This is a genomic window from Neorhizobium sp. SHOUNA12A, from assembly GCF_023006505.1.
GTDB lineage: Bacteria > Pseudomonadota > Alphaproteobacteria > Rhizobiales > Rhizobiaceae > Neorhizobium.
This window is the reverse complement of sequence record NZ_JALBGV010000013.1, coordinates 12787-35539: the sequence shown is the minus strand read 5'-3', so window position 1 is coordinate 35539 and position 22753 is coordinate 12787. Positions and strand designations below refer to the sequence as shown.

The window sequence follows — 22753 nt, the reverse complement described above, 5'->3', positions numbered from 1 at the left end:
GCTACAAAGGGATTCGTGAGTGCTGCCGCATTGCGGCAGCCGTCAGATTCGGAGCGGAGCATCCCATGAACCAATACGACCTCATCGTCGTCGGCAGCGGACCGGCCGGTCGCCGCGCGGCCATCCAGGCAGCCAAGCTCGACAAGAAGGTTCTGGTCGTCGAACAGGGCAAGAGGGTCGGAGGCGTATCGGTCCATACGGGCACGATCCCGTCGAAGACGCTGCGCGAAACGGCGCTCAACCTGTCCGGCTGGCGCGAGCGCGGTTTCTACGGCAAGGCCTATCGGGTCAAGCAGGAGATCAGTGCGGAGGACCTGCGTCGTCGCCTGCTGATCACACTCGACCACGAGGTCGAGGTGCTGGAACATCAGTTCGCCCGAAACCGCGTCCAGAGCATCCGTGGCAAGGCGACTTTCGTCACGCCCGACACGATGGCAATCGCCAAGGACGACGGCGACGTCATGCACGTCATGGGCAAGTCGATCCTGCTTGCGGTCGGCACCAAGCCTTTCCGCCCCGACTACATGCCCTTCGACGGCAAGACGGTTCTCGACAGCGACGAACTGCTCGAAATCGAGCAGCTTCCCCGGTCTATGGTGGTCATCGGCGCCGGCGTCATCGGCATAGAATATGCGACCATCTTCAGCGCGCTGGACACGGCGGTCACCGTCATCGACCCCAAGTCGACGATGCTCGACTTCATCGACAAGGAAATCGTCGAAGACTTCACCTACCAGTTGCGCGACCGCAACATGAAGCTGCTGCTCGGCCAGAAGGCGGACAAGGTGGAACGGCTGCCGGACGGCAAGGTTATGGTGCACGTGGACAGCGGCCGCCAGATCATTACCGACATGGTGCTGTTCGCCGCCGGCCGCATGGGCGCCACCGACACGCTGAACCTCGCCGCGGCCGGCCTCGAGGCCGACAGCCGCGGCCGCCTCAAGGTCAATCCCGAGACCTTCGAGACCTCCGTTCCCAACATCTATGCCGCCGGCGATGTCGTCGGCTTTCCGAGCCTCGCCTCGACCTCGATGGAACAAGGCCGCGTCGCGGCGCGCGTCGCCGTCGGCGCGATTGCCAAGGAACCGCAGAAATATTTCCCCTACGGCATCTATGCCGTGCCGGAAATCTCCACCTGCGGCCTCACCGAAGAGGAAATGAAGGAGCGCGGCATTCCCTACGAATGCGGCATCGCCCGCTTCCGCGAGACCTCGCGCGGCCATATCATGGGCCTCGATACCGGCCTCCTGAAGCTGATCTTCTCGCTGAAGACCCGCCGCCTGCTCGGCGTCCACATCGTCGGCGAAGGGGCGACTGAACTCGTCCACATCGGCCAGGCAGTCCTGAACCTCAAGGGCACCGTCGAATATTTCGTCGAGAACACGTTCAACTACCCGACGCTCGCCGAAGCCTACAAGATCGCCGGCCTCGACGCCTGGAACCGCATGGGCGAAGGCCCGAAGGAAGCACCGGTCGCAACCTCCCAGTCCACGGACACGACCGCGACCACCACGGAACCTGCCAGCGAGAAGAAAAAATCCGCCTCCAAGTGAGGCGGTAATTCTCGCCAAGCCGTCCGATCAAACGAAAAAAAGCCGCCCCGAAAGGCGGCTTTTTCTTTGGTGTCGCGGAACCGCCCCGAAGGGCAATTCATCAACGCGAGTAGAATTCGACGACCAGCTGCGGTTCCATGATAACGGCGTAAGGAACGTCGCTCAGGCCCGGAACGCGGGCGAAGGTGGCAACCATCTTGTTGTGGTCGGCTTCGATATAGTCCGGAACGTCGCGTTCAGCGAGCGAAACGGCTTCGAGAACCGTAACCATCTGCTTCGACTTCTGGCGGACTTCGATGACGTCGCCGGCCTTGCAACGGTAGGAACCGATGTTGACGCGAACGCCGTTGACGGTGACGTGGCCATGGTTGACGAACTGGCGGGCAGCAAAGACCGTCGGAACGAACTTGGCGCGGTAGACGATCGCGTCGAGGCGCGATTCGAGCAGACCGATCAGGTTTTCCGAAGTGTCGCCCTTGCGGCGGTTGGCTTCGTCATAGATCGAGCGGAACTGCTTTTCGCGCAGGTCGCCGTAATAGCCCTTGAGCTTCTGCTTGGCGCGCAGCTGCACGCCGAAGTCGGAAAGCTTGCCCTTGCGGCGCTGGCCGTGCTGGCCCGGGCCGTATTCGCGGCGGTTCACCGGGGACTTCGGACGACCCCAGATGTTTTCGCCCATACGGCGGTCGATCTTGTATTTGGACGATTCGCGCTTGCTCATCGTATTTCCTTATCAAACGGTTACACCGACTTGCTGCCAAGCCGGATCAAGGAAACACGCCCTCCTCTGAGCCCTGATTTAAGAGCTCTGACAGGTCTCTCACGAAAGCGTTCGGAGAAAACCACGGGACATGTCAGTGAAACACCGGGTCTTTCGGCCCGGCGTTGGCGCGGTGTTTAGGCGGATGTCACAGGAATGTCAACTGCACCGGTCTCTTAACCTTTCGGCAAGGCTGTCCGCAGGCTTTTTTGACGGAACAGGGGGTTCGTACCATCTTAAGGAAAGGAGGTGTCGTGTCATGAAATCGAAACTCTGGAACAGCCCGATCAGGATCGAGAATCCCGAAACCGGCATGGTCCGCACCGTCAAGACGGTACGCGAGGCAAAAACAGTCCTCGACCGCTTCTGGCCGGACTATCACGGCAGTCAGCATCATCTGGCGGAACAGGTTTGCGACGAAGCACTGAAGGGAAAGTCGAGGCCCTCGGAAGCCCGGCGCGCCTTTATCGCCGCAGCGGTGGAAGCGCATTTTCACATCCACTGACCACCTATTCGGCAGCGGCCCTCGCCTCGCCCTCATCCGGCGCATCGGCACTGCCGGGCGCGGTCTCCGCCTGCAGATCCGGGAAGGCAACGATGCGCTTGCCCGAAAAGTCCGCATGCACGACGATCAGGCCCTGTTCCTCGAAATAACCGAGCAGGCGGCGGGCGCGACGCGCCGAATGGGTGCCGTAGGCGCGGGCGATCCGCGCGTCCGAGGGACACGGCTCCCCTGATATCGCCGCCTTCGCCATCAGCAGGAAAACGCCCTGCAGGTCATCCGAAACGCCGGATGACAGCGACAGCGCTGTCCCCCAGGCCTCGCCGGAAGCGGTTTCCACGTCGACGCCGGAACGGGTGATTGCCGTGCGGCGGCGGAATTCACCGAGCGAGAGCGGCGGACCCTGCAGGCGCCGCATCCGGGCACGTACCAGAAAATCCTGATATAGGACGGAATCCGTCCGGTAGGCGGATTGCGGATCGTCGAGAATTTCGGACAGGACGGCGGACAACCGTTCTTCGCGCTCTTCGGCGGACAATTCCGGCTGGGCGACACGCGGCTCCTGCGGCGGCGCCACCGCTGATGGTGTCGAGCGCGACAGTTCGGCCAGGATATCCGTTGTCGGCCGCGGCGCAGGCGGGGCACGGCGGACCATCGGCCGGGTGAATTCTTCCGGATCCGGCGTGAAGATCAGGTCCTCGACGTCCTGCGGCGCATCCGGCAGCGGCATCAGCTTGGGGCTCGAAGAGCGCGCCGAGGTCTCGACCGTGCCGATGACGATCGGCAACGGCCGGCGCGACAGGGCCGGGCCGAGGGCGACGAAATTGCCACGCTTCAGATCACGGAACATTTCCGCCTGGCGGCGATCCATGCCGAGTAGATCGGCGGCGCGGGCCATGTCGATATCGAGGAAGGTGCGGCCCATCAGGAAGTTCGAGGCTTCGGCCGCGACGTTCTTGGCGAGCTTTGCCAGCCGCTGGGTGGCGATGACGCCGGCAAGGCCGCGTTTTCGGCCACGGCACATCAGGTTGGTCATGGCGCCGAGTGAAAGCTTTCTAGCGTCTTCCGACACATCGCCGCCGACCGACGGCGCAAACATCTGCGCTTCGTCGACCACGACCAGAACCGGATACCAGTATTCGCGATCGGCATCGAACATGCCGTTGAGGAAGGCGGCGGCGGCGCGCATCTGCTCTTCAAGATCGAGGCCCTCGAGCGTCAGGACGCAGGAGACGCGATTCTTGCGGATACGGTTGGCGATGCCGGCAAGCTCGGCCTCGCTGCGCTCGCCATCGACCACCACATGGCCGAATTTTTCAGATAAAGTGACGAAATCGCCTTCCGGATCGATCACCACCTGCTGCACCCAGGGCGCGGACTGTTCCAGAAGGCGACGCAGGAGATGTGACTTGCCGGAGCCGGAATTTCCCTGCACGAGCAGACGGGTCGCCAGAAGCTCCTCGATATCGAGCTTGGCCGGATCGCCCCCGGACACAATTCCCATATCGATGCCGACCTGCAATGCACTTACCCCGTAAACTGTCTCTTCGCGGTGACCGTTGGAAGCCGCGACTCCGGAACTCTAACAGAGATCGGGATTCGTTTCGCCGGGCAAGATCGAAAATGCACAGGCCTTTAGGAACTACTCGAAATTGAGCTGCCAGGAGATGCCGAAACGATCCTGAAGCCAGCAGAATTTCCGGCTGAACCCGTAATTGTCGGTGGGCATCAGGAACATCCCGCCCTCGCTCAGAGCTTCGGCCAGCCGCGTGAGCTCCTCTTTGGCCCCGCATTCCACAAAAAAGGAAAAGGACGGCGTGAAATCGAAGACATGCTTTACCGGGCTGTCGATGCAGACCACCTGCTGGCCCGCGACCTCGAAGGTGGCGCGAAACACGCTGCCTTCCGGCCCCGCCTCGCCCGGGCCGTAACGCCTGATGTCGTTGATCCTGCCTGCCGGCAGCACTGACGTATAGAAGGTGATCGCCTCCTCGCAGGTGCCGCCCTGGAACATCAGGAAGGGCCGGACGGATTTCACTGGACCAGACATCGGGTTCTTCCTTTACGAAGCGGCCCTTCGATAGAGCGCCAGAGACCCCGCGAGCGCCAGAAGCGCGCCGCCGCAGAGCCGGTCAAGCCAGAGCGCGCCTTTCTTCTTCAACAGATGCACCGCCCGCGAGCCGAGCAGCGCATAGGCGAACATAACCGCGAAATCGATCAACGCAAAGACGAGCGCCAGGATCGCATATTGCGGAAACTGCGGCGCATCCGGCACGATGAACTGCGGCAGGAAAGCCGAGAAGAACAGGTATCCCTTGGGATTGGTAACCGCGACGAGGAAGCTCTTCAGGAAGATTGACGTTGCGGAACCCGAACCGGCCGCGGCATCGCCTGCCGTTACGTTAAGCGAGCCTTTCGAGCGCAGAAGCATCAGGCCGAGAAACGCGAGATAACCGGCACCCAGCCATTTGACGACCGAGAACCAGAATTCTGAGGCTGCCAGCAGAGCGCCGAGGCCGAGAGCCACTGCGCCGATCAGCACGAAATCGGAGATCATCGCACCGGCCATGCCAGGCAGCGCACGGCGCAGACCAAAACGCGAGCCGTTGGTGAGCGCCAGGAGAACGGTCGGCCCGGGTGTGGCGATGCCAATGAACGCGACGATCGCAAAGGCGAGCAGGGAAACGTTACTCATCGCTTTTCTCCTACCAGAGGTGCCGGCCGTCGATGACCGTGTGCGGCCAGTCTTCCGCGTCGAAATCGTCGAACAGCCGGGCGTTCACAGCGATACGCCGGGTCTTGCCGTCCCAGGTGCCGTCCGGCTGGAAATCCGGGCTGTCGCTATAGGTGGTGCAGCCGCACGTGCCGCAGAAATGATGTGCCACCATTTTGGTGTTCCACCGGTAGACTTTGTCATTGGCCGTATCGGCAGTGACCTTCACCTGCTTCGGGTCGTAATAGGCATGCAGCGCGCCGCGTCTGGAGCAGTAAGTGCAGGTGCAACGGGTGAGTGCCTGCGGCAGTTCACCCTTGATCTCGAAAACGGTCTCGCCGCAGTGGCAACGCCCGGTAATCATCAGCTGTTCCTCCTTGACGACGCTCAGACGGCTGCGCGCTTGAAGCCGACCGACAGCAGGCCGGCGCCGATCATCAAAGAGCCGCCGGTGCGGTTGACGATCCGCTGGACCTTCGGCTTGCGGATCGTGTTGCGGGCCATCGAGGCCAGCAGGCCGTAGAGCGTGGCATTCAGGGTTGCGAGCACCAGGAAGGTCACTTCGAAGACCACCATCTGGAAGAACAGGGGCTGGCTGAGGTCTAGGAACTGCGGCAGGAAGGCCACGAAGAAGACAATGCTCTTCGGGTTCAGCGCGGTGACCACATAGGTGTGCAGGAAAATCTTGAACGGCTTTACCGACGTCACTTCGGCCTCGCTGAGATCGGCGGCCCGTTCGGAAACCGGCGCGCGCCAGAGCTTGATGCCGAGATAGATGAGGTAAGCGGCACCCACCCATTTCAGCACGGTGAAGAGCGCAGCAGAGGTCGCAAGCAGTGCGCCGAGCCCAAGCATGGAAGCGGTCATCGCCGTGAAATCACCCAGCGCCGTACCCGCGACGGTCGCCGATGCCACCTTGCGGCCATGGCTCAGCGCGTAAGAAATGACGAGCAGGATCGTCGGTCCCGGAATGGCCAGGAGAACCGACGAAGCGGCGACGAAAGCGAGCCAGTGTTCAAGCGACATGCGAATGCTCCTCCATGGAATAGAGGGAGCAAGCCACCGATTTTTTCAGTTTGCAAGTGGTGTTTATTCAGTCGTCATGCGCCAGCGATAGAGCACGTCCGGCTCCTTTTCTTCGTTGGCCGCGCCATCGGTCTGCCTGATCTCTACAAAGCCGCGCGCTCCGTAGAAACGGCGGGCTGCGGCATTGCGCTGGAAGGTCCAGAGAAAAAGCTGCGGATGGGCTCCCATTGCGATGTCCAGCAGCCGGGAACCGATCCCCTGCCCCTGCACGCCCGGCAGGATATAGAGCTGGTCGACCCAATCCTTGCGAAAAGCGATAACGCCGAGCAAGGTGCCGTCCCTTTCGGCGCCCCAGATGTCGCAGGTCGCGAAGAGATGCCCTCTCCAGTATCCGCGATCTTCCTCAGGCGTGTGAAGCTGAGCCAGCCAGGGCAGCCGCTCCTTGAAGGAGATACGGTGAACGCTCGCAGCGGCCGCCATATCGTCACGGCAAAGCTTGCGGAAGACGACCGTCATTCTTTCAGCTCCAGCCATAGAATCCTCCACGAGAGGCCCCGGCGGAAGTCCCGCCGGGGACCCATCTCAGTCCTTTCACAGCCGGATGTCCCAAAGGGTGAACCGGACATTTCGGCGGTCGTCCTCGAGTTCGGGGAAACCGACATCGCGGCGCATCCGGTTGGAAAGATCAGAGATCTGGTTCCGTTCTTGACGACGCCTCCAGGCTGCTAGGAGCAGTGCGCCAGCAGTCTTCCAGACGCCATGCTCGCGGCAGAGTTCATGAACCGCAGCCGAAAGGGTATCAGCAACCATAAATTGTGATTCACGCATGATTTTCCGTCCCGGCGCATGTTGCGACCAGGTCCTCTGAGATGAAGAAAGACGTGCGGATGCGGACGAGGAAACACGGTAAATCGCGTCGTCAGCCGGTCACGTCAGATCAATGGGAAAAGTGCCAAAAGCGGCGGAAATCCAGCCTTATACAGCCTGGAAACACATGCCGGCCGGCATCGATGTGCGAGACACCGAGGCCACAATAGCCGTTCCGCCAGAAAGGCGCATATACATGGTAATGGACTTCATTTCACGCCTCCTGTGTTCGATTTGCGGAATGGATAAATAATACACGAGATCGTCCGATGAGCAAGCGCACAATCGCGAATTGCAGTCATCACGGAAAAACCGTGGCAAATAAGCCACATTGCTCGTTGGCGCTCAGGCCCTCAGCCCAAAACCCTGCATCAGACGGCGGGTGGCGAAGTCGGGATTGCCGGAGGTGAAGACGGCGAAGTCGTAATTATCCGGATGTTCTGCGCCCTCGACCAGCGGCACTTTTCGGCGTGCCTGCCTGGCGATCGCCTCGGCCGGGTCGAGCCAGTCGACCGGCCAGGGGGCAAGCCTGCGGAATACATTGGCCATGAAGGGGTAGTGGGTGCAGGCGAGCACGACGATATCGGTTTTCCGACCGTCCTTCTCGACGAAGCAGGGCGCAATCTCGGCCAGCACCGCCTCGTCGGAAATCGTCTCGCCCCGAATATACGCTTCCGCCATGCGGGCGAGGTTCTGCGAGCCGACAAGACGCACGTGACACTGGGTGGCGAAGGATTGGATAAGGTCGCGGGTATAGGCGCGCTTGACGGTGCCCGGCGTCGCGAGAACCGAGACGAGGCCTGACCGGGTGCGTTCGGCCGCCGGCTTGACCGCCGGCACGGTGCCGACGAAGGTCATCTTCGGAAAAGTCTCGCGCAGCTCGGCGCCGACCAGCGTGAAAGCGGTATTGCAGGAGATGACGCAGACTTCGGGATCGTATTCATCGAGGAGTTTTGCAAAGAGCGCGATCACCCTCTCGCGCAGGGCCGGCTCCTCCCAGTCGCCGTAGGGAAAACCGGCGTCGTCGGCGACATAGATGAAGCCGCGTTCCGGGATCAGCACGCGCGCCTCGCGCAGCACCGTCAGCCCGCCGATGCCCGAATCGAACATCAGCACCGGTTTCGATTCATTCGTCTGCGTCATTCCCCGTCTTCTCCCCAGATACCCCTTTGGGCAGATCCGCCTTTTCAGGCTTCGGCCCGTCCTTTTTCGACCATCCGCGGGGAAAACGGTCGAGCGAGTTGATGACGCCCCGGAACACGCTGATCTCCTGTTCCGTAAAACCCCGCCGCGAGATGACGGCCCGGAGGTTGTCGATCATTCTTGGCTTTTTCGCGGGCGGATGGAAATAATTGCGGGCGTCCAACGCCTCTTCCAGGTGCTCGAACAGGCCAATGACCTGTTCCTTGGTGGAAGGGCGCTGCTCGATCGGCAGGAAGACCGTCTCGGTAAGATCTTCCATGCCCGATTTCATCCATTCATAGGACATCAGCAGCACGGCCTGAGCGATGTTGAGCGAGGCGAAAGCGGGATTGACCGGAAAGGTGACGATCTCGTCGGCGAGCGCCACCTCCTCATTGGTGAGGCCCCAGCGTTCGCGGCCGAACAGAATGCCGGTCTTCTCGCCTGCCTTGAATTTGGTGCGCAGGGTCTCGGCCGCAGTCACAGGCGAGCGCACCGGCTTAAAGCCATAACGCTCGCGCGCCGTCGTCGCATAAACGAAATTGAGATCGGCAATCGCTTCTTCCAGCGTTTCGAACACCTTGGTACCGTCGATGACGTGGTCGGCCTTGGAGGCGGCGGAGCGAGCCTTTTCGCTCGGCCAACCGTCGCGCGGTTTGACGAGGCGTAGTTCCGCGAGGCCGAAATTGGCCATGGCGCGCGCCACCATGCCGATATTCTCGCCGAGCTGCGGCTCGACCAGGATGACCGCCGGTCCTTCGGCTATGAGTTCGCGCTCGCTGTTGGTGCCTGACATGTCTGTTTCCGTATCCAAATCCAAGGCCGGAATACCGGTGACCGGGGCAATCGGCAAGCCTTATGCGGCTGCGGGATAAAGCCTGCCCAGCATGGTGCCGATCATTTCGACGCCAACGCGACTGCCGTGCTTGAAGATCGGCAGGTGGCGGCTGCCGCCGCGGCTCAGCTTACGCTTCACCACGAAACATTCCGATCCACGCGCGGAGAGCGCGTCGATATTGCCCAACGTATCCTCAAGTGCCGTCAGCACAGGGCCTTCCGGCTTGTGTCCCGCCTGGACCGCGTTGCGGGCGAAGATCCGCGCCCAATAGGTGGCACCAAGGAAGATGCCGAGCGTCTGGCGAACCTGGCCCGGACGACTGACGACCGACCAGGTGGTGCCAAGCGGACGCGCGGCGAGCGTGACCTCGCGATATGAGGCATCGAGCTTGTGAGAGAGCGCGATGATCTCAAAACCACTTCGGCCCTCCCTGACTGCGGAAAGAAGCTCGCGAAGGCCATCGAACCAGCGCCCCAACGCGAGATCGAGGGTCGAGCGTGTTGAAGCCGGGAAAACGAGGAAGGCGACGATCGTTCCCGCTAGAGCGCCGATCAGCGTTTCCTCGATCCTGAGCTGCAGGAGGTCGAGGGTCAGCACGCCGGTCATGCCATAGATCAGGCAGAGCAAGATCGAGATGAAGAAGGTCATCGCCGCATAGGAGATCTGCAAGCAATAGAAGCCGAGGAAGATGCAGAGCACTGCGATCGGTGCGGATACCAGCGGATAACCGCCGATCAGCGTTGCCAAGACGAGCCCGGCCGCGATGCCGAGCAGCGTGCCGATCGAACGCTGAAGGGCTCTGATCGCCGCGTCACCGCGCGACTTGGTGTTTGTGAAGATCAGGAAGGCGGTCAGCACAGCCCAGAACCAGCGGTCGCGCGACAACATCAGGCCAAAGGTCATCGCCAGGCTCGACGCAATCGTGATCTGCACCGCGGATCGCATCACCGGGTTCTTGAGTGAGAAATCGATCTTTGCCCGGGCCGGCGCGGCAACTGCGTCGTCGATGGCCCGGAAACGGTCCCGCCGCCCCTCCTCGATGGCTTCCGTCAAAGCCACCCTCGCCGTCTGCAGCCAGATCAGGGCGCGGGCGTTCTCCGCCACCCGGTCGTCGCCGGCGACCGCCGGGCTGGCTGCGATCTTCTCGGCCATATCCCCGTCGTCCTCGATCAGGGCGTGAACGAGCAGGAAGGGCGGCAGCGCCTCGAAGGAGAGCACGATCACACTTTCCGCAGCGAGATGCACGTCGAAGATCTTCATCGTGAGAGACGTGAGCGGTTCGTCTTCCGGATCGATCGTGCCGTCGGCCGTGCGGGGAAGGAACCCCTCGGCCATCAGCACGACGTCCTTCAACCGCTCCTCGAGCTGCCGCAATTCGCGCCGATCCCCATCCGAGATGATCCCGCCGCTCGACAGAACCGCGAGCTTCATCAGGATATCGCCCACCCTGCCCTGGATCGCCACTAGCGACCGAAGAAGGTCGCGCCGCCAATCGTCCGGCAGGAGATAGGTGCGGACCAGATGGCCGATGACGACCGCGATCACCGGACCGATGGCCCCCAAAGGAAGATCGGAAAGGTTCGGCTTGAGATAGGCGCCCATGAAATAGGACGTAAACGCGAACATGCCGACTGCAAATCCGCGCGGCCCGTAGACACGCCCGACCGTAGCGCCGGCGATGACCACCAGGAACATCGGATCGGAGATGTAGCGATAGTCTTCCAGTGCCGCGGCGAGCCCGACACAGAGCAAGCTGACGGCGCCGCCGATCAGCCGCGTCTTCAACTGGTCCGACGGCAGCCGGTCGCGGACAGCGACGCCTCCTTCGATCGAGAGGATGATCGCAAGCCCGTAGGCGATCATCGGCAGCGCCAGACCAGCCATGTGAATGAGCGCTAGGCAGGCCACCGCGCCAATCACGGTCAGCGTCACCCGTCCTGCCATGCGCAGGCGCGACAGCGCCGGGTCGTTGGCGAGCAGCCAGTCTCGGATCTTTGCGGCAACCGTCATCAACCACCCCAGGCGGGTGCCGGCACCCGCTCCTGGCCGGCGAATATATCGCGTTGATAAAGTTTGGCGATACCGTGCATGGGGCTGAGGGCCACGATCGACAGATCGGCGGGCTGCCAGACTACCGGCACGGTTACTCGCCCTTGGCGATCGAATGCATCTCTTCGATCACCGAATCCCGCTCGCCGTCGGCGACGCGGTGGATGTCGTCGATGACAGGCTTGCCGGCTTCCTGGATGACGTCGAAATGCAGTTCGTTGACACTGTCCTTCACCGCGGCCTCATCGACGCAGGTCCACATCTTGAAGGTCACGGTAACGTCGGTTATGCCGTTGGCGCCCGGTGCCGAGGTGGTCTTGATTTCCTTCAACGGACAGCCGTCCTGCGACGAGGTGACCACATCGTAGCCGAAGGGATCGCCCGGCTGGTTGTTCTCCGTGTCATAGGCCGGGTGTTTGGCGGCTTCCGCATAGGCGCTCTGGAACTTCTTGCTGAACAGGCGCGACAACGGATCCGCATCGAAGATGTATTTCCATTCGCTGTCGACGGTGTTCCAGTTGTCCTCGGTGATCTTCATCACCTCTTTCACCGGATCGGTAACATCAGCCGCCGAAGCGAAGGTCGAGATGAATGAAAAGGCAAGGGCAAGCGGCAAGGTCCGCATAACATCAAATCCGGCTGTTGGAGAGCGATTTGGCCGGACATTAATCAGGCTTTGTGGTTTGGCAAGGGCAATCGTCCACAGGTCCGGACGCACCGCGATTTCTCGCGCGAAAAGCCGCATATGATGGCCTCAATGCCTTTGCGTTCCGGCCCGGCGATGTTATAGCGCACCCACTGGTGTCCACCCGTCGGGACCTTGAGGTCCCTTCTATGTCCAAGAGGAATTCCATGCAAAAGATCAAGGTAGCCAACCCGGTCGTCGATCTCGACGGCGACGAGATGACCCGCATCATCTGGCAGCTCATCAAGGACAAGCTGGTCCTTCCCTATCTCGATCTCGACATCGAATATTACGACCTCTCGGTCGAGAACCGCGACGCCACCAACGACCAGGTGACCATCGACGCCGCCAACGCCATCAAGAAGCACGGCGTCGGCATCAAGTGCGCGACGATTACGCCGGACGAAGCCCGCGTCAAGGAATTCAATCTCAAGGAAATGTGGAAGAGCCCGAATGGCACGATCCGCAACATCTTGGGCGGAGTCATCTTCCGCGAGCCGATCATCTGCAAGAACGTGCCGCGCCTGGTTCCGGGCTGGACCAAGCCGATCGTCGTCGGCCGTCACGCTTTCGGCGACCAATACAAGGCAACCGACTTCAAGTTCCCGGGCAAGGGCACGCTGTCGATCAAGTTCGTCGGCGAAGACGGCCAGGTGATCGAGAAGGAAGTGTTCAAGGCTCCGGGCGCCGGCGTGGCCATGGCGATGTACAACCTCGACGAATCGATCCGCGATTTCGCCCGCGCTTCGCTGAACTACGGCCTGATGCGCAAGTGGCCGGTCTATCTGTCGACCAAGAACACCATCCTCAAGGCCTATGACGGCCGCTTCAAGGATATCTTCGAGGAAGTCTTCAACGCTGAATTCAAGGAACAGTTCGACGCGCTGAAGATCACCTACGAACACCGCCTGATCGACGACATGGTCGCAGCGGCGCTGAAATGGTCCGGCGGCTACGTCTGGGCCTGCAAGAACTATGACGGCGACGTCCAGTCCGACATCGTTGCCCAGGGCTTCGGCTCGCTCGGCCTGATGACCTCGGTTCTGCTTTCGCCCGATGGCCGCACCGTCGAAGCGGAAGCTGCCCACGGCACCGTCACCCGTCATTACCGCCAGCACCAGAAGGGACAGGAGACCTCGACGAACTCGATCGCCTCGATCTTCGCCTGGACCCGTGGCCTCGCACATCGCGCCAAGCTCGACGACAATGCTGCCCTTGCAAAGTTCGCCGCCACGCTCGAAACCGTCTGCGTCGACACCGTCGAAGCCGGCTACATGACCAAGGACCTGGCGCTGCTCATCGGTCCGGATCAGCCGTGGCTCTCGACCACCGCCTTCCTCGACAAGGTGGACGAAAATCTCAAGGTGGCCATGGCTGCCTAAGTCCGAAAAATCGGCTAATCATTCGACGGCGGGGAGCAATCTCCGCCGTTTTCTTTTGTGAGGAAGTTTGCCATGACCGCCACGACGACACCTGCGATCATCCGTCCGCTCGAGCCAGCCGACCGCACCGCCTGGGAACCGCTCTGGGAAGCCTATCTGCGCTTCTACGAGACCGTGTTGCCGAAAGAGATGTACGATCTCACCTGGAGCCGGCTTCACGATCCCGCCGAGCCGATGCATGCTCTCGGCGCATTCGACGAGACCGGCAAGATGATCGCCATCGCGCATGTCATCTTCCACCGATCCTGCTGGCTGCCTGAATCGACGTGTTATCTGCAGGACCTCTATGTCAAGAATACCCTGCGCGGCCGCGGAACCGGCGCAGCCCTGATTGAAGCGGTGGCAGATCTCGCGCGGGCAAACGGAGCCGGGCGGCTCTACTGGCTGACTCAGGAGAGCAATGCAGCCGCGCGGCGGCTCTACGACCGCATCGCCCAAAACTCCGGCTTCATCCAGTACCGGAAGGCGCTCTAATTCGCCCTGGCACCTTGATTGATAAGCAAGCTGCACCAAAACATAGACGTCACTGCCCGGAGGACCACATGTCAGATGAACTTGTGCTCTACACAAATCCGATGTCACGCGGCCGGATTGCCCGCTGGATGCTGGAGGAAGTCGGCATCCCCTATCGTACCGAAATCCTGCATTTCGGCACGACGATGAAGGGCGACGCCTACAGAAGCGTCAACCCGATGGGCAAGGTGCCGAGCATCGCGCACGGCAAGACTGTCGTCACCGAATGCGCGGCGATCTGCGCCTATCTGGCGGATGTCTTTCCGCAGGCGGGTCTTGCGCCCGCCCCCGCCAAGCGAGCCGACTATTACCGCTGGATGTTCTTTGCGGCCGGTCCACTGGAAGCAGCCGTCAGCAACCACGTGCTCGGCTTCGAGGTGCCGAAGGAACGCGAGCGGATGGTCGGTTACGGCACCTATCAGGATGTCATGGATACGCTGGAAGCGGCCATTCGGGCGAACGCCTATATCGCCGGTGACACGTTCAGCGCCGCGGATGTCTATGTCGGCTCGCAGCTCGGCTATGGACTGCGGTTCGGCACGATCGAAAAACGCGCAGCATTCGAACAGTATTTCGGACGGCTTGCGCTACGCGAGGCTTATCAGCAGGCCAACGACAAGGACAACGCCGCGGCTGCCGAGCTGCAGAACGCGGGATAGACTTCAGGGATCAGCGGTCGATACCGCCCGGCGATCGCTTGGGCGACGGAGTGGGTATCGGCTTTGCGTTGCCGGCGTCGAAACGCAGCATCCATTCATTGCTCATGGAGCTGGCAAGGATCACCGGCCCGACAGGAGGCTTTACGGATTGCGTGCCAGTCGGCTGGATGCTGGCCGAACGGACAGCCAAGGGATCCGGCCGCTCGATCGGAACCGGGACGTTCGTCGCTACCATCGGATCCGCGCCGGTCGACGGAATGGACGCAACGTCGAATTCCTTAGCCTGGATCAGGCTGAACGGGTCGGGATTGCTCTGCACGAGTGCGAGCACGTATTCGTCTGCTGGTTTCGGCGGCGGCGTCTGCAGCTCCCCGTCCCTGTCGCGCTTCTCGTAGAAGGCGTTGCCGCCGGCAACCGTCACATAATGCATGTTCTGATAGGGGAAGCGTAAGCCGGCCGTGTGAAAGAACATGGCGTCCCTGACTTCCGGGTTCCGCTCGCCGCGAATGATCGCATCGACCGCCGCATCGAGTTCCGGAACCGTTTCGTCGTTGATCGGTCGCGTCAGGACACCCGGCGCAAACTGCTTTTCCTGAGCAACGATGCCGCAAATGCTGGGCGGATAGGCATCCGAAGTCAGCCTGTTCATGATCACGGTGCCGACCGCCATCAACCCTTCACGGCTCGACCGCTGCGACTCGAAATACATTGCCCGCTTCATGCAGTCACGATCGGCCGGCGTGTAGTGATAGACCTGTTTCCTGGAGACCGGTGCAGGCTTCACGGTCGTGCTCGCGGGTGAGATGGATGACGTCGTCTGCGCCGACGTGCATGCCGATAGAAGCATCATTCCAACCAGGCCTACTGCCGGCCGGAGAAGGGCCTTATCGCTCGCCGTCATTGAATATCCCCCCTGCGGTATAATTCCAGAAATCGCTACGGCGCGAAAAGGGATACCTCAAAAATTGATTCAGATCAAACGCCATAAGAGACAATCAAAACTGGGAGGAAAATCGTTCCGGTTGCAGGCCGGCCTAGCGGCAAGCCCCTTCGAACCGAGGCCCTGCCAGACGTGCCGGAACGACGTCTTACGACGGTCTTCCTAATGGAAAGTTGACTTCCCACCCTTCCGTTCACGGAGATTCGGCGTAGAGCAGTTCTGGAACCAAAAGCATCCGGAGCTGGAATCCAAAGCCAGAAGCGATAGGGGCCGACGCCGCTCCGCCTCTATCGGCTTCCCTAGCTCCGCAGCCCCGGCGCCTCGTAACCGGTGCGTTCCACATATTCCGTATAACCGCCGTCATAACGGTGGATGCCATCGGGCGTCAGTTCGAGCACGCGATTCGACAGTTCGGCGAGGAAATGCCGGTCGTGGCTGACGAACAGCATCGTGCCTTCGTATTCCGACAGCGCCTTGATCAGCATTTCCTTGGTGTCGAGGTCCAGGTGGTTGGTCGGCTCGTCGAGGACGAGGAAGTTCGGCGGGTCGAACAGCATGGCGGCCATCACCAGGCGCGCCTTCTCTCCGCCGGACAACACCCGGCATTTCTTCTCGACATCGTCGCCTGAAAAGCCGAAGCAGCCGGAAAGTGCCCGCAGCGACCCCTGCCCCGCGCGCGGAAACTGTTCTTCCAGCCATTCGAAGACGGTCAGGTCGCCGTCGAGGAGATCCATGGCGTGCTGGGCGAAATAGCCCATCTTGACGCTGGCGCCGATCGAGACGCTGCCTTCGTCCGGCTCGGTCGAACCCGTCACCAGCTTCAGCAGCGTCGACTTGCCGGCGCCGTTGATGCCCATGATGCACCAGCGCTCGCGCCGCTTCACCATGAAGTCGAGGCCTTCGTAGATCGAGCGGCTACCGTATCGCTTGGCGACATTCCTGATGTTGACCACGTCTTCACCGGAACGAGGCGCCGGCTGGAATTCGAAGGCGACCGCCTGACGGCGTTTTGGCGGCTCTACACGCTCGATCTTGTCGAGCTTCTTGACCCGGCTCTGCACCTGGGCTGCATGACTGGCGCGCGCCTTGAAGCGCTCGATGAACTTGATCTCCTTGGCAAGCATCGCCTGCTGGCGCTCGAACTGCGCCTGCTGCTGCTTTTCGTTCTGGGCCCGCTGCTGCTCGTAGAAGCCGTAGTCGCCGGAATAGGTAGTGAGCGATCCGCCGTCGATCTCGATGATCTTGGTGACGATTCGGTTCATGAATTCGCGGTCATGCGAGGTCATCAGCAGCGCGCCGTCGTACCCCTTGAGAAACTGTTCGAGCCAGATCAGGCTTTCGAGGTCGAGATGGTTGCTCGGTTCGTCGAGCAGCATGACGTCCGGGCGCATCAGCAGGATGCGGGCGAGCGCCACGCGCATCTTCCAGCCGCCGGACAGCTTGCCGACATCGCCGTCCATCATCTCCTGGGTGAAGCTCAGGCCGGCAAGCACTTCGCGGGCGCGACCTTCGAGGCCGTAGCCGTCGAGTTCCTCGTAGCGCGCCTGCACCTCGCCGTAGCGCTCGATGATTTGGTCCATCTCGTCCAAGCGGTCCGGATCGACCATCGCCGATTCGAGTTCGTGCAATTCGGCGGCGACGATACTCACCGGACCGGCGCCGTCCATCACCTCGGTGACGGCGCTACGATCGGCCATCTCGCCGACATCCTGGTTGAAATAACCGATCGTGACATTCTTCTCGACGCTGACCTGCCCCTCGTCCGGCGCCTCCGAACCGGTGATCATCCGGAAGAGCGTCGTCTTGCCGGCGCCGTTCGGCCCGACGAGGCCAATCTTCTCGCCACGGTTCAGCGCCGCGGCCGCCTCGATGAAGAGGATGCGATGGCTGTTCGATTTGCTGATATTTTCAATGCGGATCATGGGCGGGCGGGCTCGAAAGGTTTCATCACAACAAAAAGCCGGGTCGTCGCCGACCCGGCTTTTCTAATCAATCAATGCGAAGGTTATTCGGCGCTGTCTTCAGCGGCCTTCTTCTTCGGAGCAGCCTTCTTCTTCGGAGCGGCTTCTTCGCCTTCGGCGGCTTCATCGGCAGCCTCGGCCTTGGCAGCAGCCTTCTTCGGGGCGGCCTTCTTCTTGGCCGGCTTTTCAGCGCTTTCCGAGCCTTCCTCGTCTTCAGCCATCAGCTCCTCCTTGGTCACGACCTTGTCGGTGACCTTGATCTCGGAGAGCAGCTTGTCGACGACCTTCTCTTCGAAGATCGGCGCGCGCAAGGAGGCGGAAGCGCCGGGGGTGTTGCGGAAGAAGTCGAGGATTTCCTTCTGCTGGCCCGGGAACTGCTGGAGCTGCGCATAAAGGGCGCGCTGCATTTCTTCCTCGGTCACTTCGACGCCGGCCTGTTCGCCGATTTCGGAGAGGACGAGGCCGAGACGAACGCGACGCTCAGCCAGCTTGCGGTATTCGACGCGCGCGTCTTCCTCGGTCGTTTCTTCGTCTTCGAAGGTCTTGCCGGACTGCTGCAGGTCGGTGTTGATCTGGCGCCAGATGTTGTCGAACTCGGCGTCGACGAGGCCCTGCGGGGTGTCGAACTGGTACATGCCGTCGAGCTGGTCGAGGATCTGACGCTTGACCTTCTGGCGGGTGACGTTGCCGTACTGGCTTTCGATCTGGCCGCGGACGATCTCCTTCAGGCGGTCGACGGATTCGATGCCGAGCTTGGAGGCGAGTTCGTCGTTGATCTCGAGAGCGGCCGGAGCGGCGACTTCCTTGACGGTGACGTCGAAGGTGGCTTCCTTGCCAGCGAGGTTCGCAGCCGGATATTCGGCCGGGAAGGTCACGGTGATGGTCTTGTCTTCACCGGCCTTGACGCCGACGAGTTGGTCTTCGAAGCCTGGGATAAAGCGGCCGGAGCCGAGAACCAGTTCGGCATCTTCGGCGGTACCGCCGTCGAAGGCAACGCCATCGACCTTGCCGAGATAGTTCATGGTAACGCGGTCGCCATCGGCGGCCTTGCCACTCTTGGTTTCGAAGGTACGGGCGCTCTCGGCGATCTTCTCGATCTGCTCGTTGACTTCGTCTTCGGTGACTTCGACGACTTCACGAACGACGGAAAGGCCGTCGGTCGGCTGCAGCTCGATGTCCGGGATGACTTCGTAGGAGAGCGTGAATTCGAAATCGACCTCGGCGTTCAAGATCTTTTCGGCTTCGTTCTCATCCTCGGTCATGGCGACCGACGGCTGGGTCGCCGACTTCTCGCCGCGGTCGGTGAGGATCTCGGTCGGGCGTTCGCGGACGATCTCGTTGACGAGATCCGCCATGATCGACTTGCCGTACATCTTTTTCAGATGGGCGATCGGCACCTTGCCCGGACGGAAACCGTTGATGCGGACCTTGTCCTTGGCGTCGGCGAGGCGCACGTTCAGCTGCGCTTCCATATCCCGCTTGGGGATTACGACCTTGATTTCGCGCTTCAGCCCTTCAGCGAGCGTTTCGGTAACCTGCATTTTCATACCTTCATATCGTGGCGGCGGTGCTCAGACAGCCGTTGGTTTCAATGAGCACATCGCCGGAACTTTGAGAGACCGGCCGCGGCTTCAAGGAGCGCCGATCCTTTAGCCAGAACCGGCTCGGACCGCACTCCTGGCGGTTTTGATGCGGGGCGGTTCTGGTGCGGGTAGAGAGACTTGAACTCCCACGCCTTGCGGCACCAGAACCTAAATCTGGCGTGTCTACCAATTTCACCATACCCGCGCCCCAGCCGCGTCGAAAATCCTCGTCGCACAAGGCCTTCCGGAGCGCGCGTCTCTATATCACCCGTTTCGGCGCACGCAAAGGGAAAATGACGCTTTTTTGGCAGCTCCGAGAAACCGCGGTGGATAGGCGAATTTGCTCCCGCCGCACCCCGGTCGAACCAGCGATTATCGGGATATTTAACTTTTTATTAAATTCTAATGTGTACATTGGAATCAACGGCGATGTGAGCCATGCAATAACCGCATGCCATCCATACGTATATTGCACTGCACAATTTCGCTGCAATCTCATATTGTGCAAATACAGAGATTGATTGAAGGTTTCGGTCTCTCTGGTTTGGACGGCTTGGCGCCCGCCCTGAACGATGCAGATGCCCTCGGGGAGTTTCCCGTGACAGGAATTCGAGCCGCGCACTCCTCCTCCCAGCGCGGGCTTGATGGGACTGGCGATCCTCCTCCTCCCAAGTCGCCAGTCGTTACAAATGACGCCCACCGGACCTCCTCCCCCGGTGGGCGTTATTTTTTTGTCCTGCAGCATGCGATCTGCCTAAAACTCGCGCATCATTTCCTCACTTGTGCATGGTAAACGATCTCGTAATGCGCCAGATGCATAGGTGGCATTCCGAATAGGCGCTGTTACTTTTTGCAGCGCAACATATATTGGTGCTCATGAGATTGAAGTCAGCGCCGAACGGGCTGCTGGCAAGGGCCTAGAAAGGGACAAGATCATGAACATCGCACAGAAGCTCACCACCTGGCGCAAGTACCGCGAAACCGTCAATGAGCTCGGCCGCATGAGCGACCGCGAACTCAGCGACCTCGGCATCGGCCGCGCCGACATCCGCCGCGTTGCGCGGACTGCCGTCGGCTTCTAAGCCTCGCGCAGACATCGCTGAACCGTCCAAAAAGCGCTTCCTTCGGGAGGCGCTTTTTCTTTTTGTTCATAGAAATTTAATGCTTCAAATGCCTGCCCATTTTTCAGACTGAGCCGCAAATTTCAGCTATCCATTGCACATTTGCATGGCAGTCGCACATTTTTTGCACTGCACATTCTTATTATGCGGATGTATAAGACCCTCATCGCTGATGACGACAGAGCATCAGGAAAAATCTTGAGGAAACAACCATGAACCCGATCCGTATCGCCAAGAACTGGATCAGCTACCGCCGCACGATGAATGAGCTTGGAAATCTTTCGAGCCAGGCCCTCAGCGACATCGGTCTGACCCGCTACGACATCCGCCACATCGCGGCTCGCTCTTTCCGCTAATCCGCTTCTCGCAGGCGGACCCGCACGGCTCGAGGCCTTGCGGCGAGGATCGAGCGGTCCGAGAGGACATCCAAGGACGTATCAAAGGCACCTTTTCGGGTGCCTTTTTGATTCCGGTCCGGCAAATGGCGTGATAATGAGCCGGCCATGAGCAACATTTCTTCCTCCCCCACCTCTCCTGCCGCCATCCATGTCGTCGGCGGCGGCCTTGCAGGCTCCGAAGCCGCCTGGCAGATCGCCTCGGCCGGCGTGCCGGTGATTCTTCATGAGATGCGCGGCGTGCGCGGCACCGATGCCCACAAGACAGACGGACTTGCCGAGCTCGTCTGCTCGAATTCCTTCCGCTCCGACGATGCGACTGCGAATGCCGTCGGCGTCATCCATGCGGAGATGCGGCTTGCCGGTTCACTGATCATGGCATGTGCCGACAGGCACCAAGTACCGGCCGGCGGGGCGCTTGCCGTCGATCGCGACGGATTTTCCGACGCGGTCACCGAAGCGATCGAAAAACACCCGCTCATCACCGTCGTGCGCGAGGAGATCCAGGGCCTGCCGCCAAAGGAATGGGATCTGGCGATCATTGCCACCGGCCCCCTCACCTCGCCGGCGCTTGCAGCGGCGATCCAGGCGGAGACAGGCGAGGACCAGCTCGCCTTCTTCGATGCCATCGCACCGATCGTGCACCGCGATTCTATCGACATGGACATCTGCTGGTACCAGTCGCGCTACGACAAAGTCGGGCCCGGCGGTACCGGCAAGGACTATATCAACTGCCCGATGGACGAGGCTCAGTACAATGCCTTCGTGGATGCGCTGATCGCCGGCGACTCGATCGGTTTCAAGGAATGGGAGGGCACGCCCTATTTCGACGGCTGCCTGCCGATCGAGGTGATGGCCGAACGCGGCCGCGAAACGCTGCGTCATGGGCCGATGAAGCCGATGGGTCTCACCAATGCCCATAACCCGACGGTCAAGGCCTATGCGGTCGTGCAGCTCCGGCAGGACAATGCGCTCGGCACGCTCTACAACATGGTCGGCTTCCAGACGAAGCTGAAATACGGCGCCCAGGCGGACATTTTCCGGATGATTCCCGGCCTGCAGAATGCCGAATTTGCAAGGCTCGGCGGCCTGCACCGCAACACCTACATCCACTCGCCTGTTCTTCTCGACAGGAGCCTGACGCTGAAAAGTCGGCCGGGCCTGCGATTCGCCGGCCAGATCACCGGCTGCGAGGGGTATGTGGAAAGTGCGGCGATCGGACTTCTTGCCGGCCGGTTCGCGGCTGCCGAACGCAAGGGCGAAACGCTCCCCGCACCGCCTGCGACGACCGCTCTAGGTTCGCTGCTCGGTCATATAACCGGTGGGCATCTGGTTTCGGACGACGAGCCGGGCAAGCGCTCGTTCCAGCCGATGAACGTCAATTTCGGGCTGTTTCCTGATCTGGAGCCGGGCTCCATCGTCAAGCCGGAAGGGGTCAAGCGCTTCCGCGGTAAGGACAAGACGGTGATGAAGCGGCAACTGCTCGCCGTCCGGGCGCTCCGGGATTGCGCTAGTTGGCTTGATCGGGGCTGATATCCCCAGTCGACGGCTTCGGCTTTTCTTCCAGATCGCGATCGGCAACGCTGACATAGTTGTCGAGCAGCCAGAGGGCGACCTCGGCCGCCTCCTTTTCCGTGGAAAACAGGTAGGTGCCGTTCTGGGTCGACGCGTCCAGGAATTCGACGGTGAAACCCTTGGCGTTTGGCAAAGGGGTGACGCGAACTCTGCCCGGCTCGATCAAAAAGCAGGCGTAATGGTTGCGGTGGCTGCGCATGAAACCGGCCTTGTTGTCGTGCAGGCGTACGAAGATCGCTTCGCCATTGGCCGTCACATGCAGGCTGCGGATCGCTTCATTGGGAAAGGCGCGGCCGAATTCGAGAATGGCCATGCCTGTATCGTGCAGGTTGCCGTCCTTGTCCCGGTCCTTGCCCGACATCCGCGTGATGTAATAGGCGAGCGCCATGAGG

The 22753-nt window shown here is 61.0% G+C and carries 25 protein-coding genes and 1 tRNA gene; 8 read left to right on the top strand and 18 right to left on the bottom strand.

The features are described 5' to 3' along the window. Positions 1–65: 65 nt before the first annotated feature. A complete protein-coding gene (sthA, locus tag MOV63_RS08630; protein WP_038542454.1) occupies positions 66–1553 on the top strand; it encodes a Si-specific NAD(P)(+) transhydrogenase in 1488 nt (495 codons plus the stop codon). 100 nt (positions 1554–1653) lie between these two features. Here sthA and rpsD read toward each other — a convergent pair whose 3' ends face one another. After that, complete coding sequence (rpsD, locus tag MOV63_RS08625) at positions 1654–2271, bottom strand: 30S ribosomal protein S4 (RefSeq protein ID WP_038542451.1); 618 nt, start codon at positions 2269–2271, stop codon at positions 1654–1656. A gap of 298 nt (positions 2272–2569) precedes the next feature. On the opposite strand from rpsD, the gene MOV63_RS08620 reads away from it, so the two are divergent. Continuing rightward, positions 2570–2815, top strand: coding sequence for a DUF982 domain-containing protein (locus MOV63_RS08620; RefSeq protein WP_038542449.1), 246 nt, complete (start codon positions 2570–2572; stop codon positions 2813–2815). A 4-nt stretch (positions 2816–2819) separates the two neighbouring features. Here MOV63_RS08620 and MOV63_RS08615 read toward each other — a convergent pair whose 3' ends face one another. The 12 genes from MOV63_RS08615 to MOV63_RS08565 form a co-directional block, all read right to left on the bottom strand. Continuing rightward, positions 2820–4334 carry an ATP-binding protein gene (locus MOV63_RS08615; RefSeq protein ID WP_247033308.1) on the bottom strand — a complete coding sequence of 505 codons (1515 nt, stop codon included), beginning with the start codon at positions 4332–4334 and terminating at the stop codon, positions 2820–2822. Between the two features lie 120 nt (positions 4335–4454). After that, positions 4455–4862, bottom strand: coding sequence for a VOC family protein (locus tag MOV63_RS08610; protein ID WP_247033307.1), 408 nt, complete (start codon positions 4860–4862; stop codon positions 4455–4457). A 12-nt stretch (positions 4863–4874) separates the two neighbouring features. Then, entirely contained in the window at positions 4875–5507 is a 633-nt protein-coding gene (locus MOV63_RS08605) for a LysE family translocator (RefSeq protein WP_247033306.1), read from the bottom strand. Positions 5508–5517: 10 nt separating this feature from the next. Then, the gene (locus tag MOV63_RS08600; RefSeq protein WP_247033305.1) at positions 5518–5889 is read right to left on the bottom strand and encodes a GFA family protein; all 372 of its coding nucleotides are present in this window, start codon (positions 5887–5889) and stop codon (positions 5518–5520) included. 23 nt (positions 5890–5912) lie between these two features. Then, on the bottom strand, positions 5913–6551 hold the full coding sequence (locus MOV63_RS08595) for a LysE family translocator (protein ID WP_247033304.1): 639 nt from the start codon (positions 6549–6551) through the stop codon (positions 5913–5915). Between the two features lie 63 nt (positions 6552–6614). Then, on the bottom strand, positions 6615–7085 hold the full coding sequence (locus MOV63_RS08590) for a GNAT family N-acetyltransferase (RefSeq protein ID WP_247033303.1): 471 nt from the start codon (positions 7083–7085) through the stop codon (positions 6615–6617). A 57-nt stretch (positions 7086–7142) separates the two neighbouring features. Further along, a complete protein-coding gene (locus MOV63_RS08585) occupies positions 7143–7379 on the bottom strand; it encodes a DUF1127 domain-containing protein (protein ID WP_247033301.1) in 237 nt (78 codons plus the stop codon). 384 nt (positions 7380–7763) lie between these two features. Then, on the bottom strand, positions 7764–8561 hold the full coding sequence (murI, locus tag MOV63_RS08580) for a glutamate racemase (RefSeq protein WP_247033300.1): 798 nt from the start codon (positions 8559–8561) through the stop codon (positions 7764–7766). After that, positions 8545–9396: an RNA methyltransferase gene (locus MOV63_RS08575; RefSeq protein ID WP_247033299.1), complete on the bottom strand. Its 852-nt coding sequence runs from the start codon at positions 9394–9396 to the stop codon at positions 8545–8547. The genes murI and MOV63_RS08575 overlap by 17 nt, the downstream gene beginning before the upstream one ends. A 60-nt stretch (positions 9397–9456) precedes the next feature. Then, positions 9457–11448 carry an FUSC family protein gene (locus MOV63_RS08570; RefSeq protein WP_247033298.1) on the bottom strand — a complete coding sequence of 664 codons (1992 nt, stop codon included), beginning with the start codon at positions 11446–11448 and terminating at the stop codon, positions 9457–9459. Continuing rightward, positions 11448–11579, bottom strand: coding sequence for a hypothetical protein (locus tag MOV63_RS32575; RefSeq protein ID WP_258719148.1), 132 nt, complete (start codon positions 11577–11579; stop codon positions 11448–11450). The genes MOV63_RS08570 and MOV63_RS32575 overlap by 1 nt, the downstream gene beginning before the upstream one ends. Positions 11580–11581: 2 nt before the next feature. After that, a complete protein-coding gene (locus MOV63_RS08565; RefSeq protein ID WP_247033297.1) occupies positions 11582–12112 on the bottom strand; it encodes a hypothetical protein in 531 nt (176 codons plus the stop codon). Between the two features lie 227 nt (positions 12113–12339). On the opposite strand from MOV63_RS08565, the gene MOV63_RS08560 reads away from it, so the two are divergent. The 3 genes from MOV63_RS08560 (at position 12340) to MOV63_RS08550 (ending at position 14786) form a co-directional block, all read left to right on the top strand. Then, a complete protein-coding gene (locus MOV63_RS08560) occupies positions 12340–13554 on the top strand; it encodes an NADP-dependent isocitrate dehydrogenase (protein ID WP_038542422.1) in 1215 nt (404 codons plus the stop codon). Positions 13555–13626: 72 nt separating this feature from the next. Beyond that, a complete protein-coding gene (locus tag MOV63_RS08555) occupies positions 13627–14088 on the top strand; it encodes a GNAT family N-acetyltransferase (RefSeq protein WP_038542420.1) in 462 nt (153 codons plus the stop codon). A 68-nt stretch (positions 14089–14156) separates the two neighbouring features. Beyond that, positions 14157–14786 carry a glutathione S-transferase family protein gene (locus MOV63_RS08550; protein ID WP_247033296.1) on the top strand — a complete coding sequence of 210 codons (630 nt, stop codon included), beginning with the start codon at positions 14157–14159 and terminating at the stop codon, positions 14784–14786. 10 nt (positions 14787–14796) lie between these two features. Here the strand turns inward: MOV63_RS08550 and MOV63_RS08545 are convergent, their stop codons facing one another. The 4 genes from MOV63_RS08545 to MOV63_RS08530 form a co-directional block, all read right to left on the bottom strand. Continuing rightward, entirely contained in the window at positions 14797–15687 is an 891-nt protein-coding gene (locus MOV63_RS08545) for a cell wall hydrolase (RefSeq protein ID WP_247033295.1), read from the bottom strand. Between the two features lie 338 nt (positions 15688–16025). Next, positions 16026–17648, bottom strand: a complete 1623-nt coding sequence (locus tag MOV63_RS08540; protein ID WP_247033293.1) for an ABC-F family ATP-binding cassette domain-containing protein — start codon at positions 17646–17648, stop codon at positions 16026–16028. An 83-nt stretch (positions 17649–17731) separates the two neighbouring features. Beyond that, positions 17732–19228, bottom strand: a complete 1497-nt coding sequence (gene tig, locus MOV63_RS08535; RefSeq protein WP_247033292.1) for a trigger factor — start codon at positions 19226–19228, stop codon at positions 17732–17734. A 162-nt stretch (positions 19229–19390) separates the two neighbouring features. Then, a tRNA-Leu gene (locus MOV63_RS08530) sits at positions 19391–19475 on the bottom strand. 730 nt (positions 19476–20205) lie between these two features. Between MOV63_RS08530 and MOV63_RS08525 the strand changes: the two genes are divergently transcribed. The 3 genes from MOV63_RS08525 (at position 20206) to trmFO (ending at position 22319) form a co-directional block, all read left to right on the top strand. After that, a complete protein-coding gene (locus MOV63_RS08525) occupies positions 20206–20352 on the top strand; it encodes a DUF1127 domain-containing protein (RefSeq protein ID WP_065814416.1) in 147 nt (48 codons plus the stop codon). 251 nt (positions 20353–20603) lie between these two features. After that, on the top strand, positions 20604–20747 hold the full coding sequence (locus tag MOV63_RS08520) for a DUF1127 domain-containing protein (RefSeq protein WP_007762204.1): 144 nt from the start codon (positions 20604–20606) through the stop codon (positions 20745–20747). A gap of 147 nt (positions 20748–20894) precedes the next feature. Then, positions 20895–22319 carry a methylenetetrahydrofolate--tRNA-(uracil(54)-C(5))-methyltransferase (FADH(2)-oxidizing) TrmFO gene (gene trmFO, locus MOV63_RS08515; RefSeq protein ID WP_247033291.1) on the top strand — a complete coding sequence of 475 codons (1425 nt, stop codon included), beginning with the start codon at positions 20895–20897 and terminating at the stop codon, positions 22317–22319. Here trmFO and MOV63_RS08510 read toward each other — a convergent pair. After that, on the bottom strand, positions 22297–22749 hold the full coding sequence (locus MOV63_RS08510) for a hypothetical protein (RefSeq protein ID WP_051900094.1): 453 nt from the start codon (positions 22747–22749) through the stop codon (positions 22297–22299). The genes trmFO and MOV63_RS08510 overlap by 23 nt on opposite strands. Between the last annotated feature and the right edge of the window lie 4 nt (positions 22750–22753).

Bases quoted from the DNA above. Each gene is read 5' to 3' on its own strand.
- sthA (WP_038542454.1), top strand. From the start codon at position 66: ATGAACCAATACGACCTCATCGTCGTCGGCAGCGGACCGGCCGGTCGC.
- rpsD (WP_038542451.1), bottom strand. From the start codon at position 2,271: ATGAGCAAGCGCGAATCGTCCAAATACAAGATCGACCGCCGTATGGGC.
- MOV63_RS08620 (WP_038542449.1), top strand. From the start codon at position 2,570: ATGAAATCGAAACTCTGGAACAGCCCGATCAGGATCGAGAATCCCGAA.
- MOV63_RS08610 (WP_247033307.1), bottom strand. From the start codon at position 4,862: ATGTCTGGTCCAGTGAAATCCGTCCGGCCCTTCCTGATGTTCCAGGGC.
- MOV63_RS08605 (WP_247033306.1), bottom strand. From the start codon at position 5,507: ATGAGTAACGTTTCCCTGCTCGCCTTTGCGATCGTCGCGTTCATTGGC.
- MOV63_RS08600 (WP_247033305.1), bottom strand. From the start codon at position 5,889: ATGATTACCGGGCGTTGCCACTGCGGCGAGACCGTTTTCGAGATCAAG.
- MOV63_RS08595 (WP_247033304.1), bottom strand. From the start codon at position 6,551: ATGTCGCTTGAACACTGGCTCGCTTTCGTCGCCGCTTCGTCGGTTCTC.
- MOV63_RS08590 (WP_247033303.1), bottom strand. From the start codon at position 7,085: ATGGCTGGAGCTGAAAGAATGACGGTCGTCTTCCGCAAGCTTTGCCGT.
- MOV63_RS08585 (WP_247033301.1), bottom strand. From the start codon at position 7,379: ATGCGTGAATCACAATTTATGGTTGCTGATACCCTTTCGGCTGCGGTT.
- murI (WP_247033300.1), bottom strand. From the start codon at position 8,561: ATGACGCAGACGAATGAATCGAAACCGGTGCTGATGTTCGATTCGGGC.
- MOV63_RS08575 (WP_247033299.1), bottom strand. From the start codon at position 9,396: ATGTCAGGCACCAACAGCGAGCGCGAACTCATAGCCGAAGGACCGGCG.
- MOV63_RS08570 (WP_247033298.1), bottom strand. From the start codon at position 11,448: ATGACGGTTGCCGCAAAGATCCGAGACTGGCTGCTCGCCAACGACCCG.
- MOV63_RS08565 (WP_247033297.1), bottom strand. From the start codon at position 12,112: ATGCGGACCTTGCCGCTTGCCCTTGCCTTTTCATTCATCTCGACCTTC.
- MOV63_RS08560 (WP_038542422.1), top strand. From the start codon at position 12,340: ATGCAAAAGATCAAGGTAGCCAACCCGGTCGTCGATCTCGACGGCGAC.
- MOV63_RS08555 (WP_038542420.1), top strand. From the start codon at position 13,627: ATGACCGCCACGACGACACCTGCGATCATCCGTCCGCTCGAGCCAGCC.
- MOV63_RS08550 (WP_247033296.1), top strand. From the start codon at position 14,157: ATGTCAGATGAACTTGTGCTCTACACAAATCCGATGTCACGCGGCCGG.
- MOV63_RS08545 (WP_247033295.1), bottom strand. From the start codon at position 15,687: ATGACGGCGAGCGATAAGGCCCTTCTCCGGCCGGCAGTAGGCCTGGTT.
- MOV63_RS08540 (WP_247033293.1), bottom strand. From the start codon at position 17,648: ATGATCCGCATTGAAAATATCAGCAAATCGAACAGCCATCGCATCCTC.
- tig (WP_247033292.1), bottom strand. From the start codon at position 19,228: ATGCAGGTTACCGAAACGCTCGCTGAAGGGCTGAAGCGCGAAATCAAG.
- MOV63_RS08525 (WP_065814416.1), top strand. From the start codon at position 20,206: ATGAACATCGCACAGAAGCTCACCACCTGGCGCAAGTACCGCGAAACC.
- MOV63_RS08520 (WP_007762204.1), top strand. From the start codon at position 20,604: ATGAACCCGATCCGTATCGCCAAGAACTGGATCAGCTACCGCCGCACG.
- trmFO (WP_247033291.1), top strand. From the start codon at position 20,895: ATGAGCAACATTTCTTCCTCCCCCACCTCTCCTGCCGCCATCCATGTC.
- MOV63_RS08510 (WP_051900094.1), bottom strand. From the start codon at position 22,749: ATGGCGCTCGCCTATTACATCACGCGGATGTCGGGCAAGGACCGGGAC.